The organism is Kastovskya adunca, assembly GCF_059505785.1.
On sequence record NZ_JCACLG010000021.1, the window covers coordinates 1 to 15816 of the forward strand.

General features: G+C 48.9%; 9 protein-coding genes. All 9 read right to left on the reverse strand.

What is annotated here, in order from left to right; genetic code table 11:
• Positions 1-74: 74 nt before the first annotated feature.
• The 9 genes from AC5JR3_RS06685 to AC5JR3_RS06725 all read right to left on the reverse strand — a co-directional run bounded on the left by AC5JR3_RS06685 (position 75) and on the right by AC5JR3_RS06725 (position 15377).
• Positions 75-2285: a molybdopterin oxidoreductase family protein gene (locus tag AC5JR3_RS06685; RefSeq protein WP_495844261.1), complete on the reverse strand. Its 2211-nt coding sequence runs from the start codon at positions 2283-2285 to the stop codon at positions 75-77.
• A gap of 53 nt (positions 2286-2338) precedes the next feature.
• Positions 2339-3850, reverse strand: coding sequence for an MFS transporter (locus AC5JR3_RS06690; protein ID WP_495844264.1), 1512 nt, complete (start codon positions 3848-3850; stop codon positions 2339-2341).
• 61 nt (positions 3851-3911) lie between these two features.
• Positions 3912-5495: a ferredoxin--nitrite reductase gene (locus tag AC5JR3_RS06695; RefSeq protein WP_495844266.1), complete on the reverse strand. Its 1584-nt coding sequence runs from the start codon at positions 5493-5495 to the stop codon at positions 3912-3914.
• A gap of 337 nt (positions 5496-5832) precedes the next feature.
• The gene (locus tag AC5JR3_RS06700) at positions 5833-7341 is read right to left on the reverse strand and encodes an MFS transporter (RefSeq protein ID WP_495844267.1); all 1509 of its coding nucleotides are present in this window, start codon (positions 7339-7341) and stop codon (positions 5833-5835) included.
• A 641-nt stretch (positions 7342-7982) separates the two neighbouring features.
• A complete protein-coding gene (locus tag AC5JR3_RS06705; protein ID WP_495844269.1) occupies positions 7983-9518 on the reverse strand; it encodes a ferredoxin--nitrite reductase in 1536 nt (511 codons plus the stop codon).
• 350 nt (positions 9519-9868) lie between these two features.
• Entirely contained in the window at positions 9869-10723 is an 855-nt protein-coding gene (locus AC5JR3_RS06710) for an ABC transporter ATP-binding protein (protein ID WP_495844271.1), read from the reverse strand.
• 97 nt (positions 10724-10820) lie between these two features.
• Positions 10821-12827 (reverse strand): ABC transporter ATP-binding/substrate-binding protein, encoded by a 2007-nt coding sequence (locus AC5JR3_RS06715; RefSeq protein ID WP_495844273.1) that lies wholly within the window; start codon positions 12825-12827, stop codon positions 10821-10823.
• 244 nt (positions 12828-13071) lie between these two features.
• Positions 13072-13911, reverse strand: coding sequence for a nitrate ABC transporter permease (ntrB, locus tag AC5JR3_RS06720; RefSeq protein ID WP_495844275.1), 840 nt, complete (start codon positions 13909-13911; stop codon positions 13072-13074).
• A 149-nt stretch (positions 13912-14060) separates the two neighbouring features.
• Positions 14061-15377, reverse strand: a complete 1317-nt coding sequence (locus AC5JR3_RS06725) for a CmpA/NrtA family ABC transporter substrate-binding protein (RefSeq protein WP_495844277.1) — start codon at positions 15375-15377, stop codon at positions 14061-14063.
• Between the last annotated feature and the right edge of the window lie 439 nt (positions 15378-15816).

Below are 15816 nucleotides of genomic sequence, written 5' to 3' on the forward strand. Positions count from 1 at the left end.
CCCTCCTCCACTTTTGCCCTTCTCTCTTTTGTAAAAAACCTACACCTGTGAGCGCACCCCTGCTCCCCTGCTCCTCAGACAGACAATGGGGATGAGAACATTTGATCGACAGCGGGCTGGAATTGCTCGCCTTCGGTAATCGTGGCAACGGGGACAAGCTTTACAGCGCAGGCTTTGAGTTCCGGCTGGAGAGAGTCGGGACAGGCTTGGGGGTGGGTGAGGGCGTTGGCTTCAGCGTTGTCTGCCCAAAGTGCGCCCCAGTGCATGGGGACAAAGACCGTACCAGGAGCGATCGCTTTGGTAATTTTGGCTGGGAAACGAGCGAACCCACGACGCGATCGCACTTCTACCCAGGCATCTTCTTCAATCCCTAACGGCTTGGCATCGCGGGGATGAATCTCAATAAAAGGATTGGGGTGCATCTGTTGAATTTTCGGGATGCGTCCGGTACGGGTTTGGGTGTGCCAATGTCCGTAAAGGCGTCCTGTCGTTAAGACCAACGGATAATTGGGATCGGGTGGTTCTGCTAATCCCCGTGAGTGATAGGCGGAAAACCGCGCTCGTCCGTCAGGAGTTGGGAAGCGGAACTCGGTATAGAGGCGCTTGGCTTCGGCCGTGAAAATCTCTTCCCCTTCCTGACAGGGCCATTGGATTGGGCCGTGGGCTTGCAGGCGTTCGTGGCTAATGCCTGTTGATTCGCACAGCCGCCTCCGCGTCAGTTGGGTAAATTCGGCATAGACTTCCTGGGAATTTTTAAAGGAAAATTGCTCCACAAACCCCAGGCGACGACCGACTTCAGCAAAGATTTCCCAGTCGGCTCTTGCTTCTCCGGGAGGATTGCGAAACTGCGGGCAAAGAGTCACCACTCGTTCGGAGTTGGTCATCACCCCAGTTTTTTCGCTCCACTGGGCAGCCGGAAGGAGGACGTGAGCGTAGGTGGCGGTTTCTGTAGGGTAGTAGGCGTCTTGGTAAACCGTAAAAGGCGATCGCTTCAATGCTGCCTTTGTCCGTTCAAGATCGGGCATACTCACAGCGGGATTCGTCGCCGCTACCCACAACAAACCCACTTCCCCGGTTTCCAAACCCGTAATCATATCCCAAGCCGTGCGACCGGGATAGGGAGAAATTTGCCCCGCAGGTAGCCCCCAGAGCTGTTCAACTTCCTGACGATGCTGGGGATTTTTCACCAAGCGGTATCCCGGCAAAATGTGGGAAAGACCGCCAGCTTCCCGTCCGCCCATCGCATTTGGCTGTCCGGTGAGAGAAAAAGGCCCCGCCCCCGGTTTGCCAATATTTCCCGTCATCAAGTGCAGGTTGATAATATGCCGCACCTTGGCTGTGCCTTCTGAGGACTGATTCACCCCCATCGACCACAACGACAACACCCGCTCCGACTCGCCCCAGTACCGAGCGGCGGTTTCCAAATCTGCAATGGAAATGCCGCAGCGTTGCGCGACGGTTTCCGGTGGGTAGTGCTGAAGGACTTCGGAAAATTCCGGAAATCCCGCTGTGCATTCGTCAATAAACACCGAGTCGTAGTGTCCCCATTGCATCAGGAGGTAAGCAATGCCATTGAGTAAGTCAATGTCGGTGCCGGGTCGAATCGCCAGATGCAAGTCCGCTGCTTCGGCGGTTTCCGTGCGGCGGGGGTCAACCACAATCATTTTGACTTTTTTATTTTTTTTGTGGTGCTTCCGTAGGCGGTTAAAGATGATCGGGTGACATTCTGCCGTATTGGTGCCAATTAAGAAGGCGCAGTCGGTGAGTTCCAAGTCTTCGTAGCAGCAAGGGGGGCCATCAGACCCGAAGCTTTGAATGTAGCCCGATACAGCGGAGGACATGCACAGCCGGGAGTTGGCGTCGAAGTTATTCGTACCCAAGCAGCCTTTGAGCAGTTTTTGGGCGATGTAGTAGTCTTCGGTTTGAAACTGACCGGAGCCGTACATGCAGATGGCGTCTGCACCTTTGGTGACTAACAGCTTACGCATCCGATTGGTAATTGCCTCTAGGGCGTCTTCCCAACTCACCTGTCGAAACGGTTCATCTAAAGAATCCCGCATCATCGGATACTTCAAGCGGTCTTTGTCTAAAGACTCGCTGATTGTTGCGCCTTTAACGCACACCATCCCATGACTCGAAGGATGGGCGCGATCGCCTCGTACTTTCCAAATCGGTCTCCCTTCGCTGTCACGATTAGTTGCCTGACCGCGTTGCGCGGGTGGCGTTACATCCAGACCACAGCCAACGCCGCAGTAGGGACAAAGGGTTTTAGTGGAGTCAGTCATAGCTGTTATAAAGGCGATCGCGCTTAATGATTAGATGCTAAAAGGGGTGGCAATTAGCTTTTAAAGGATTCTTGATGCGTAATTCCTGGCATTACCAGTTCCTCACCCTCATGGTGTTCTGCAAAGGAGCCTTTCGGTTCTTTCAGGAAGAACCAACACAAAAACGACACAATCAGCGAGGAGATTCCTATAGTCTGGAAGAAAATATGATTTCCCGCCGTCCCTTGGGGTAAGAGGCTATAGAGAGTTAAAAAGCACACTGCGCCCACGTTGCCATAAGCGCCGACATTACCCGCAATCTGACCTGTGACTCGGCGCTTAATCAGGGGGACAATTGCAAAGGTGGAGCCTTCTCCCGCCTGCACAAAGAAGGAGCAAGTCATCGTCAGCAGCACCGCCAAAGGCAGCCACCAATTTGAGTTGAGAGTACCCATGAGTAGATAGCTGATTCCCATGCACGCCGTCAGCACGGTCATCGTCCATTTCCGGCTTCCCATACTATCGGAGATTAAGCCGCCACCGGGACGAGATACCAAGTTCATAAAGGCATAGGAGGCGGCGATCGCACCAGCGAGTACTGGGGTTAACCCAAAGGTGCGTTCAAAAAATGTCGGGAGCATGGAAACAACCGCTAACTCTGAACCAAAGTTGACAAAGTAGGTCACCTCTAAAACGGCAACTTGATTAAAGGCATAACGCTCTTCAGGCGAATAGCGCTTTTTACCCGTCATCAATTCCTGATTGGCATCCCAGCACTTGTAGGTCTGAAACGCGTAAAGAGCCAAAAGTAGCAACCAGGTGATGATTAATCCGGTTGGAGTCAGGAAACCGACATTGCTTAAGCGCCAAGCGAGTAACGCCAAGACGCCCACTAAGGGAATATTCATCAGCATTAAGAACCAGAAGTCCCGCTTACTGGTTACTTCTAGCCCGCCGTGACGTTCAGGTTTCTTGTAAACTTTGCCGGGGGGAGTATCCTCGACGTTGAAGTAATAGATAACGCCATAAATAGCAGCAGCAATTCCGGTAAGGGCGATCGCAAAGCGCCAGTTGACTTGTCCTGCTCCTAAAAAAGCCGTCGCCGCCGCAATTGAAGGCAGGGTAAAGGCTGCCCCCGCCGAACCAAAGTTGCCCCAGCCGCCATAGATGCCTTCGGCGAGTCCAATCTCTTTCGGGGGGAACCACTCGGCTACCAAGCGGATACCAATGACAAATCCCGCTCCCACAATACTGAGTGCCAAGCGGCTAATCACGAGTTGGCTAAAGTTTTGTGCTAAGGCAAAGGCAATTGCCGGAACCGCCGCATAAATCAATAGCGCCGAATAAGTCAGACGCGGGCCAAACTTATCCAGCAACATGCCGATAATAATCCGTGCCGGAACCGTAAGAGCAACGTTACAGATCCCCAGCGTCCGTATTTGAGCTTCAGATAAACCTAAATCAGCTTGCACCGCTGTTGCAAAGGGCGCAAAGTTAAACCAAACAACAAAGGATAGAAAAAACGCAAACCAGCTCAGGTGTAAGATGCGATATCGACCGCTAAATGACCAAACCTCTTTGAGCATTACCAAACCTTCCTATAAGCGAAATAGCATTAACAGCAACGAGGAGAAAGGTAGCGACTCGCTAACCGACGGTGGTTTTCTCTCGCACGGCTTCTCGGTTCGGTTGTGCCTCGAAATGTTCAATCAGTAGCCCCCGCAGCACGTCTTTGAGTTCATCGCAGGGAACCTTTTTCATAATTTCTTCCCCTAAATGGGCATCCTTCCCCACCTTTCCGCCCATCCAGATATCAGCCGCTTCCACAGTTTCACCATCTTTACGGGCCTTGGTGCCAATTAAGCCAATATCCGCTACTTGCGGTTGACCGCAGGAGTTCGGGCAACCCGTCCAGTGAATCCGTATCGGGCGGGGCAGGTTTAGCTCGCTTTCTAGTTCCTGAATCAGCTTTAGGGCGCGGTTTTTGGTTTCAATCATGGCGTAACTGCAAAATTCACTCCCCGTGCAGGAAACCAATGCCCGGTTGAGTTGTTCTGGGGCGGTAGTGAAACGCTCTTTTACAAGCGGCTCGTTTAGGAACGTCTCTAAACGGGTATCGGGAACATCGGGAATAATCAAATTCTGCTCAACAGTGAGACGAACTTCACCCCCACCGTAAACTTCCGCCAGCCGTGCCAGCTCAAACATTTCATCGGCATACAGGCGACCGATGGGGACGTGCAAGCCGACGTAGTTCAGCCCCGGTTGCTTTTGCTTGTGGACGCCAATATGGTCGCGCTTTTCCCAGTCGATTTCGTCTTTCTCGGCGGCGGGTTCTAAGGGATGTCCCAGTTGATTTTCTAGTTCCGTCCGAAATTTTTCTAAACCCCAATCTTCAATCAGATGCATCATCCGGCACTTTTGCCGCTTCGCCCTTGAACCGTTTTCGTTGTAGACAATTAGCATTGCCTCTGCCAGGGGAACGACCTCTTCCGGAGGTATCCAAGCATTGAGGGGAATCGCTGCTACATAATTATTAGGAGCAAAGTAACCGCCGACGAGCAGGTTAAACCCTAACTTGCCCTCTTTGTAAGCCGGAAGATAGCCTAGGTCGTTAATTTCTGCATGGACGGAGTTGTCGCGCCCCCCAGCGACGGCAATGTTGAACTTCCGGGGCAGGTTACTCAGTGCAAGATTGCCTTGGCTGTTCCCCGTAATCATGTCTTGGAGGTTGCGGACTAACCCACGAGTATCAATCAATTCATCCGCATCAATGCCTGCAACTGGAGAACCTGTAATGTTTCGGACGTTGTCCATACCGGACTGAACGCTGGTTAACCCGGCTTTGAGTAATCGATCAAAAATATCTGGGATGTCCTCGATTCGCATTCCCCGCAGTTGGAGATTTTGCCGCGTGGTAATGTCAGCGTTACCCCGGTCTTGAAACCCTGAGCCTTGGCAGTAGCGTTGCACAATCTCTGCTAGCACGCACATCTGAGTGCTGGTCAAAATGCCATTAGGAATCCGCATCCGCAGCATAAACTTGCCCGGAGTAACCGTGCGATGGAAAAAACCTAGCCATTTAAGTCCATACTCGCGATCGAAGTCATCTACGGCTTCCCAGCCTATTTGAGCGAATTGTTCCAGCTCCTGCTTTAGCAACAAAGGATGTTTTTTGGCTTTAGATTGCTCAATTTTGTTAAGTTTTAGCTTTTTATCAGTGCTGGTCATAAAAGAACCTCGGATTATGGCGTCCTGCTCCTTTGAGAAACCGGAAGATTTGCCCCTAACTTGCTCTGGGAGCCATCGAAAAGACTTTACTCGTGTTAGGTTAATCGACTTCTTCAGTGGAGTTCGTAGGAAATGTTACAAGTTGACCCAATTGCCACAAAAGACACTTTTTACCGAGAGAATATTTTTGATAAATCTCTACCTTTGGGTATAAAAAAAATATAGAACCCTTGCTGATTATTAGGGACTACTTGATTCATTACCAGAGCAATCGGGGCAATTTTTTGAGGATTGCCCCATTTCCTGATGGCGCTTTTACCTCGCTCCTTTGAGTTAATCAACGATTTACTTGCTTGACGTCTATTGGCGAGATAATTAATTCTTCATTTTCATGATGCTCGGCAAACGAACCCTTGGGTTCTTTTAAGAAGAACCAGCAGAGGAACCCCACAACCACAGAAGAAATTCCTAAGGTTTGGAAGAAAATTTGATTTCCTAAAGCGCCTTCTGGTAAAAGGCTGTAGAGGGTTAAGTAACAGACCGCCCCAACGTTACCGTAAGCCCCAACATTTCCAGCAATTTGACCTGTGACTCGACGCTTAATTAGGGGGACAATGGCAAAGGTGGAGCCTTCTCCAGCTTGTACAAAGAAGGAGCAAGCCATAGTAATCACAATTGTCGCCGGGAGCCACCAGTTGCTATTTTGAGTACTCATTAGGAAATAGCCGATGCCCATGCAGCCTGTGAGGATCGTCATTGTCCATTTCCGGCTACCCAACGTATCAGAAATTAAACCACCACCAGGACGGGCGGCTAAGTTCATAAAGGCATAACTGGCGGCAATCATTCCGGCTTGAGTTTTGTTCAAGCTAAAGGTCAGTTCAAAAAAAGCAGGAAGTATGGACACAACTGCCAGTTCTGAGCCAAAGTTCACAAAATAAGTCAGTTCGAGCAGGGCAACTTGATTGAACTTGTAGCGGTCTTCAGCGGGGTAGTGCTTCTTGCCGATCATCAGTTCTTTGTTCACATCCCAGCATTTGTAAGCTTGGAAGAGATACAAACCGAGCAGGAATAGCCAGCTAATAATTAGTCCCACTGAATTGAGGAAACCCACCTGAGTTAAGCGCCAAGCGAGTAATGCGAGAACGCCTGTGAGGGGGATATTCATGGCGAGCAGGAACCAGAAGTCCCGCTTGCTGGTGACTTCTATGCCACCGTGACGGGCAGGACGTTGGTAAACCTTACCTGTGGGCGTATCTTGGACACTGAAAAAGTAGATGACACCGTAAACCGCCGCCGCAATTCCGGTAAGCGCGATCGCTAAACGCCAGTTGGCTTGTCCTCCAGATAGAACTCCTAATCCCAGCGCCACAGAAGGAAGAGCGAACGCCGCCGCCGCCGAGCCAAAGTTACCCCAACCGCCATAAATTCCTTCGGCAAGTCCAATCTCTCTGGGGGGAAACCACTCTGCAACCATCCGAATTCCAATCACAAACCCCGCACCGACGATACTCAACAGCAAACGACTCACCACCAGGGTGTTGAAGTCCTGCGCCAGCGCAAACATGGTACAGGGAATTGCTGCGAAAACGAGTAGCGCCGAGTAGGTAACGCGGGGGCCAAACTTGTCCAGCAACATACCAATGATGATGCGGGCGGGAACAGTTAAAGCCACATTACAAATGGCAAGAGTTCGTACCTGGGTAGTGCTTAGACCTAGGGATTCTTGAACTGTTGTGGCAAAGGGAGCGAAGTTAAACCACACCACAAACGAGAGAAAGAAGGCAAACCACGTCATGTGTAAGATGCGGTACCTGCCGTGAAATGACCAGATTTCTTTGAGCATTAATTACCTTCTTTAAGTAGAAACTGCGGCTTAATTATAGGGAGCAGATTGGTGAAAAGAATATCAGCCATTGCTGAATTTGTAGCTTGAAATATTGAGGCTGATCGAAGTAAAAGTCTTCCTTTCACTAAACTTATTTTGGAAAACCGAGTGTTGTTTTTGATCCCAGTTTTCGGCTTAGAAGTAAAGAGATGATTTGACGAAAGTTATTAATCTCTTAAATAAGAATTAATTATTTTGTCATCACTAATCCCAGTAAGTTTAATTCTTTATTTGCTTCATTAAGCATCACATTCTTCAAGACATGAAATGGTATACTTTGTTACAAAATACTAATAAATATGAAGATTTTGCACAGCAACCATTCTTTTCTTGCATCAATCTAAAACGAAGCGGCGATCGCACAAACTAGACAAATAAACATTGAGTTGAGCAACAAAAAGCAAATTGCCGTACTTTTCAACAAAGTAAGTCAAGAAAAAAATAGAGTCCCTAGCCTTACGATTAAGGACTCTACTAATATTTCAGAAACGCTTCAATTTGCGGAACAACGCACCACACCAGATGCGGAGAAATTAGAGGAATAGAACAGAGACTGTTACAACCCATTTAGGATTGCTATATCACTTAAACTCTTACCTTCATGGGCGAAGTTTTGCACCAAAATTCTCGATTAGCAACTGCTGTAACACAGGCTTCAAATCCTCACAAGCAATGCCTTTTTGTACGCAGGTGCCGAGGTGGGCATCTTTACCGACTTTGCCACCCATGTAGAGGTCTACACCTTCAACGGTTTTACCATCTTTGCGGACTTTGGTTCCCATTAAGCCGATATCGGCAACTTGCGGCTGTCCGCAGGAGTTAGGGCAACCTGTCCAGTGAATCCGCACAGGTTGAGTAATAGTGAGGGATTCATCGAGTTCTTTAACCAAGTCAATGGCGCGATTTTTAGTTTCAATCAAGGCAAAGTTGCAAAACTGTGCCCCGGTACAAGATACTAGCGATCGCTCCAAGGGTTGCGGCTCGATGGAAAAACGTTCCAACAGTGGTTCTGCTAAAAATGCCTCTAAGCGAGAATCCGGGATGTGAGGAATAATGACATTTTGCTCAACCGTCAGGCGAATTTCACCATTCCCATAAACTTCTGCCACCCGCGCCAGATCAAACATATCCTGGGCATAGAAGCGACCTGTGGGAATGTGCAACCCGACAAAATTTAATCCTGACTGCTTTTGACGATGCACACCGATGTGATCTCGCTTTTCCCAGTCGATTTCGTCCTTCTCTGCGGCGGATTGCAAGGTACGTCCGAGTTGTTCTTGCACCACGGCGCGAAACTTTTCCACGCCCCACTCATCAATTAGCCACATCAACCGGGCTTTTTGGCGATTTGCCCGCAGTCCGTTGTCGCGGTAGACCTCCAAAATGACACGGCACAGGTCAACTACATCGTCAGGAGTCACCCAGGCATTTAAAGGAATTGCCGCTTCGCAGCGTTTGGCGGAGAAGAAGCCACCAACCACGACATTAAACCCGATTTGCCCTTCTTTGTAGGCAGGAACAAAAGCAATATCGTTAATTTCGGCGTGGATAGAGTTATCGCGACCGCCCTCAATGGCAATGTTGAATTTGCGAGGCAGGTTGGTGAATTCTGGATTACCCTCACCACTGTTGGTGATCATATCCTGCACCTGCTGCACCAGTTCGCGAGTGTCGATTAGCTCATCGGCGTCAATTCCCGTTACAGGGGAGCCTGTGATGTTGCGGACGTTGTCCATCCCGGACTGAACGCTGGTTAAGCCGACTTTCTGAAATCTCTGGAAAATATCGGGTACGTCTTCTAAGCGGATACCGCGTAACTGGATATTTTGGCGGGTGGTGATGTCGCCACTGCCATCTTCACCGTGGCGTTGCAAGACTTCGGCAAGTACCCGCATTTGAGTGCTGGTTAAAATTCCACTCGGCATCCGCAGCCGCAGCATAAATTTGCCGGGAGTAACGGGGCGATAAAATACACCCATCCATTTGAGGCGATGTTCCAAGTCAGTTTTGTCCATCGCTTCCCAGCCGATTTGAGCAAAATGCTCAAGCTGTTCTTTGATGGCAAGCCCGTCTTTTTCGGCTTTAAATTTTTCAAACTTGTTCAGGCTTGTCTCTGGCTTGGCGGCGCTGATCATGGGTTTCTCCTAGTACGTGGCGTTCTGATGTGCGAACGTTCATCAAGAGCGCTTTGGTGCCATTACTCTTTGCAAACCACGTTATTCAAACGCCAAGGGGAGATTTGTATATAAAGTTACAGAATGTATCTTTATATGAAGAAATCACATATTGGTTATGCGTCTTTTACATAAAGTGCAGGATTATTTGTGGAATAGCTGATCTTTGAACCCTAAAAAGATAGCGCCTACTTCTAGGAGTAGGCGCTAAAACTTAGTTCGATCTCTGTACTAAAGCCCTAACAATTGGGCTTCTCTAGATGGGTGCGTCAAAGTAGTAGGGCAGACATCACCCACCCTACGACTAACGACTATTCCGCATCATCATGAGCGTAGCGCCGATAGAGGAAGTCTAAGGCGTAGTTGCGGAGTTCGTAATATTGAGGATTTTCCATAATCTGGGCGCGGTTTCTGGGGCGAGAGAAGGGAATGTCTATGATTTCCCCAATATGAGCGGCGGGCCCATTAGTCATCATCACGATCCGGTCGGCTAGGAATAATGCCTCATCGATGTCGTGAGTAATCATCAAGACTGTGACTTTGCTTTCGCGCCAAATCTTTAAGAGTTCTTCTTGCAGTTCTTCTTTCGTAATTGCATCTAATGCCCCGAAGGGTTCGTCGAGAATCAAGATTTCTGGACGAATCGATAAAGCACGGGCGATCGCTACCCGTTGCTTCATCCCCCCGGAAAGCTGTGAAGGTCGTTTATCAACGGAGTCTGTCAGTCCCACCATTTCCAGATACTCCCGCACAATTGCCCGCTTTTGAGCCTGGGTTTTGTGGGGATAAACTGAATCCACGCCTAAATAAACATTGTCAAAGGCGCTCAACCAAGGCAGCAGAGCGTAATTCTGGAACACCATCATCCGGTCGGGCCCCGGTTCGGTAATTAGCTGTTTTTTCAGCCGCACTTCGCCATGGGTAGGTGACGAGAAACCCGCCACCATATTTAGTAATGTTGACTTCCCACAGCCAGAGTGACCAATCAAGCAAATAAAGTCGCCTGCATGAACAGTGAGGTTGACGCCTGTCAGTACAGTGTAGGAACCTGTGGGCGTAGGATAAACCTTTGAAACATCCTCAATAACAAGCAAGGGATCTCCAGTCTTGGGAGTTGGGGGATGGGATGGGGTGTTGAGAAGGTTGCCAGTGTTGATTGCTGCCATGAGGTATAGGAAGAAGGTTGAAGGGGGACGTTCTGCAAGTTGAGAGTTGAAGGTTAGCAGGTGAAAATTTGCACAGATCCAACCTGCAACGTTAGCTTTAGGCTACTGGGGTAACTAAATCATCAATATCAATCTCTTCAACACGGATTTGGCGCTTGATTTCTAGATTGTTGAGGTAGTCGATGGGGTTGTCTGGATTGAATACGGTACCGTCAAACATGCGGATGGAATCGCGATCGCGTCCGACATCTGGCATACCCAATTCCCGTACAGCAGCACCAAACAAATCGATTCGCCGCACTCGTTCTAAAATGCTCACCCAGTTTTTCGGGAAGGGAATAATCCCCCAACGAGCCAGTTGTGTCATCAACCACAAGCCCTCTACCTGATCGGGGTAGTTCGTTCTATCGACGTAGAACTGGTTGAAGCGAGGCAATTGCTGAGGGGCTTCTCCCATACCGCGATCATAGGGGTCGATAAAGCCAGGGCGAGTGTACTCTGGCGCGGAACCCACATACTGTTCGCGCGTTAGTAGGGCGAGAATTTCCTCCCGGTTACGCAAATCATCGCAGTATTCGCAGGCTTCCAGAAGTGCCTTCACTAAAGCAATGTGGGTTTGAGGATACTTGTTGACCCATTCTTCGCGCACCCCTAGCACTTTCTCTGGATGTCCCGCCCAAAGGTCTAGGTCTGTAGCAATGACAAAGCCCAAGTCTTCGTAGACGGCGCGAGAGTTCCAGGGTTCGCCGACGCAGTAGCCGTCAATATTCCCCGCCTTCAAGTTGGACACCATCTGCGGTGGTGGAATTACCGTCAAATTGACATCGCCATCGGGATCGATTCCCCCTGATGCCAACCAGTAACGCAGCATCAGGTTGTGCATGGAGGAAGGATACACCATCCCCAAGGTGTGAACTTTGTCCGGCGTCGCTTGCAGGGCGGATTTGAAATCGGCTAAGGTGCGGACGCCCTGGTTGTACAACTGCTTGCTGAGGGTAATCGCATTGCCGTTGCGGGATAGCGTTAATGCACAAACCACGGGCATTTTGGGCTTATTGCCTGCCCCAAGCGTCAGGGATAGGGGCATCCCAGCCACCATTTGGGCGGCGTCCAAGCGTCCGGTGACGATTCCTTGGGCGATCGCTTTCCAACTCGGTTCGCGGTTCAAAGTGACTTCTTCTAAGCCATATTTAGCGAAAAAGCCTTTTTCTTTGGCAACCACCAGAGGCGCACAATCCGTCAGCGGAATAAAGCCAATCTCCAGATTGACTTTTTCTAAACCATTGCGGGCAACAATTTGGGGCAGCTTGGATTGCCGATGCTTCGCTTTTTTCTGCTGATTGAGGAAGTAAAGCATCTCATTCCGCAATTGGTAGTAGCTGGGATGATTCACCACCTCTAGGCGTTGGCGTGGTCGCGCTATTTCCACATCAATAATTTGTCCGATGTGGGACTCTGGCCCGTTCGTGAGCATCACAATCCGGTCGGATAGCAACAGGGCTTCATCCACATCGTGAGTCACCATAATGCAGGTGACTTTACTCTCCTGGCAGATTTTCATCAACTGCTCTTGCAAGCCGCCACGAGTCAAAGCATCTAACGCCCCAAAGGGTTCGTCTAATAACAGCAACTTCGGACGAATCGCCAGAGCACGAGCGATCGCCACACGCTGTTTCATTCCCCCCGAAAGCTCACCCGGTCGCTTAGAAGCCGCCTGTCGCAGACCCACCAGATCGATATGGTGTTCCACAATCCCTTTACGCTCATCCTTAGAACGATGTGCCATCACTTCGTCTACACCCAAAGCGATGTTTTCCCTAACACTAAGCCAAGGAAGCAGGGAGTAGTTTTGGAACACTACCATGCGATCGGGGCCGGGTTGAGTCACTTGCCGTCCTTCCAAAATCACTCCACCCTGAGTGGGTTGATCCAGACCCGCAATGATATTTAATAAGGTGGATTTGCCGCAACCTGAATGTCCGATTAAGGAAATAAACTCCCCTTGTCGAATTTTCAGGTCGATATTTTTGAGGGCAATATACTTGCCACCATTCGGGAGGGGAAATACTCGGTCAACGCGATCGATTTCAACAAAGACAGACATGGCTTAAAAAAGTGAAAGTTGAACGAATTGCAATTAAAGTGTGATTCCAATTTTCTCAATGCTTACTACAGACGCTTTTATTGCTCCTTCCATCCCTTTTTCTCCCCTTAATGTCAGGAAGCATTTTTATGCTTTGTGGGCGATGTGTAGCAACATTTAATCAAATTGGGGTGAAGTGTCAAAAGGGACTTGAAGTTTCATCCTTTATCCTGAACTACGCCCCCAACAATCGCACACTTCCTACTTATTTTTGGTCTTCAGGAACAACCTTTGAGGCGATAAATACAACCATCCGGTCTAGCAACAAACCCACTAAACCGACATAAACCAGCGCTAGGATAATATCACTGAGTCGCGAACTATTGTAAGAGTCCCAAATAAAGAAGCCGATTCCCACACCACCGACTAACATTTCAGCCGCAATAATCGCTAACCAGGATAACCCGATGCCAATTCGCAAACCCGTAAAAATGTAGGGTACGGCGGAGGGAAATAGAACTTTAAAGAAATATTTTTGGCGAGAGAGTCGCAACACACGGGCAACGTTTTTGTAATCTTGAGGTATTTGTTGGACGCCTACCGTAGTGTTAATAATAATCGGCCAAACTGCTGTAATGAAAATTACAAAAATCGCTGAAGGTTGACTATCGCGAAAGGCAGCTAAAGAAATAGGCAACCAAGCAAGAGGAGGAATGGTGCGTAAAACTTGAAAAAGTGGGTCTAGCGCATCATACATAAAGGAACTGCTGCCAATTAAAATCCCCAAGGCAATCCCCACAAAGGTCGCCAGAAAGAAGCCAACTGCCACCCGTCCCAAACTAGCCGCAATTTGTATCCCTAAGCCTTTATCGATCCCACCATTATCAAAAAAAGGATTGATAATCAGAGGGTTCCAGGTGTCTTGCCACACTTTCAGAGGACTGGGCAAATTTGAGTCAGGGCTTGAGGTAAGAATTTGCCAGATCACCAGAAAAATGATGATGGCAATCAGTGGACGGATAATTTTTTGAAACGGCTTCCTCAAGGCGATATTGGTTCTTGATCTACTGCGGCGTTGAGGACGAGTATCGAGATTGGTTGCCATGGGTTTTCTAGCTGTGGGTAATGATGCGTATTCAGAAATTCATAATTAGCCCTTAGCGATCGCTTTTGGTACTGCGCTTAGCACCATCACTCTCATTGGTAATGTGTTCATCACCCGGCAATCTGTTAACAGCTAAGGGCTAATCCTAATTAAACTTTCTTGATTTTGAGGCTCTTCAAATAAGCCTCTGGATTTTCTGGGTCAAATTTGACGCCATCGAAGAAGGTTTCAACGCCGCGAGAGGTGCTAGTGGGAATTTCTGCTGCGGGAACACCTATTGCTTGAGCCGCTTCTCTCCACAAGTCTTCCCGGTTAACTTTGTCAATAATTGCCTGCGTGTCGGTATCAGCAGGTAGATAACCCCAACGAATGTCTTCTGTGAGGAACCACAGGTCGTGACTTCTATAAGGATAGGAGGCATTATCTGCCCAGAATTTCATCAGATATGGGGAGTTTTGTTCTGTGCGTCCATTGCCATAATCAATGTTGCCTTTGGAGCGCTCGACGATGTCTTTGGCTGGAACGTTGAACCATCGGCGCTGCGAGACAATTTCACACATCTCTTCTTTGTTTTCGGCTTTGTCACACCATCGCTGGGCTTCTTGGATTGCCATTAACATTGCCTTAGCGGCTTTGGGGTGTTTATCGACCCAATCTGCTCGCATGGCAAAGGCTTTTTCGGGATGGTCTTTCCAGAGTTCGCCTGTAACTAAGGCGGTATATCCGGCATTCTGGTTGACTAGCTGCGCGTTCCACGGTTCACCCACACAAAAAGTTTCCATGGCGTTCACTTTCATGTTGGCAACCATCTGCGCTGGTGGGATGGGAACGACGGAAACATCTGCATCTGGATTAATACCCCCTGCGGCTAACCAGTAACGCATCCACAGGTCATGGGTACCACCGGGAAAGGTCATGGCAGCCTTGAGGTCTCCTTTACCGCCAGCTTTAGCTTGAGCAAAGGCTTGTTTGATGGGAGTACTGTCTAGACCTACTTTTAGCGCCTTGTAGGTATTAGCCACTGAAATTGCCTGACCGTTGACATTTAACCGTGCCAGGAGATACATGGGTACGGGCTGCTGAGTAATCTTACCTAAGGACATCAGGTAAGGCATGGGGGTTAAGATATGCGCTCCATCAATACCACCACCCCCTGAACCGAGTTCCAAATTGTCGCGGGTGACAGGCCAAGACGCTTGCTTTTCTACCTTTACATCCGTCATGCCGTACTTTTTATAGAACCCTTTTTCCAGCGCAATAATTAGGGGAGCAGCATCTGTTAGGGCAATGAATCCTAGCTTGGCAGTGGTGACTTCTGGAGTATCGGCGGGACTGAGATTGACGGCAGTTGCACTGTCAACCTCTGTTGTTGCGTTGTTACCGGAACTACAGCCGTGGACTAAGAAAGAGGCAGCGGTAGCAGCGCTGGCTGTGAGGATGAATTTCCGTCTAGTAAACTTCGTCATGCTGGTGGTCGAGTGGGGTAAGGGATGGTGGGGGGGGTATTAAGTACAGTTAAGGTTGCCCAATCGCTGCGCTGCGGTTGGGTAGAAAGACAGTGTTTGTGAATGCTTGAAAAGACTACGACTGCTTAGGGCGGTAGGATTTATTGAGGCTTATTCCTGGCTAGGCACTGCCGATTGTGAGCTTGTTCAAATATTTAAAACGTTATTCAGAGGGTGGGGTGGATGCGATCGCTCTGCTTGTTGATTAAAGGTATGCAAACGCCAAAGAGAAATTTGTATCTCTAATTACAAAATGTTGCAAATTCTTAATAAAAGGCATGATTTCTATGCATTTTTTGCATAACTTGCCTCTGAAGCCGGAATACTTCATCCTTAAGGTTGATGCTGTACCATCCTGATTCGTTGGCGTCTGTCTGTTAAACCTTAAACAGGCAAAAAT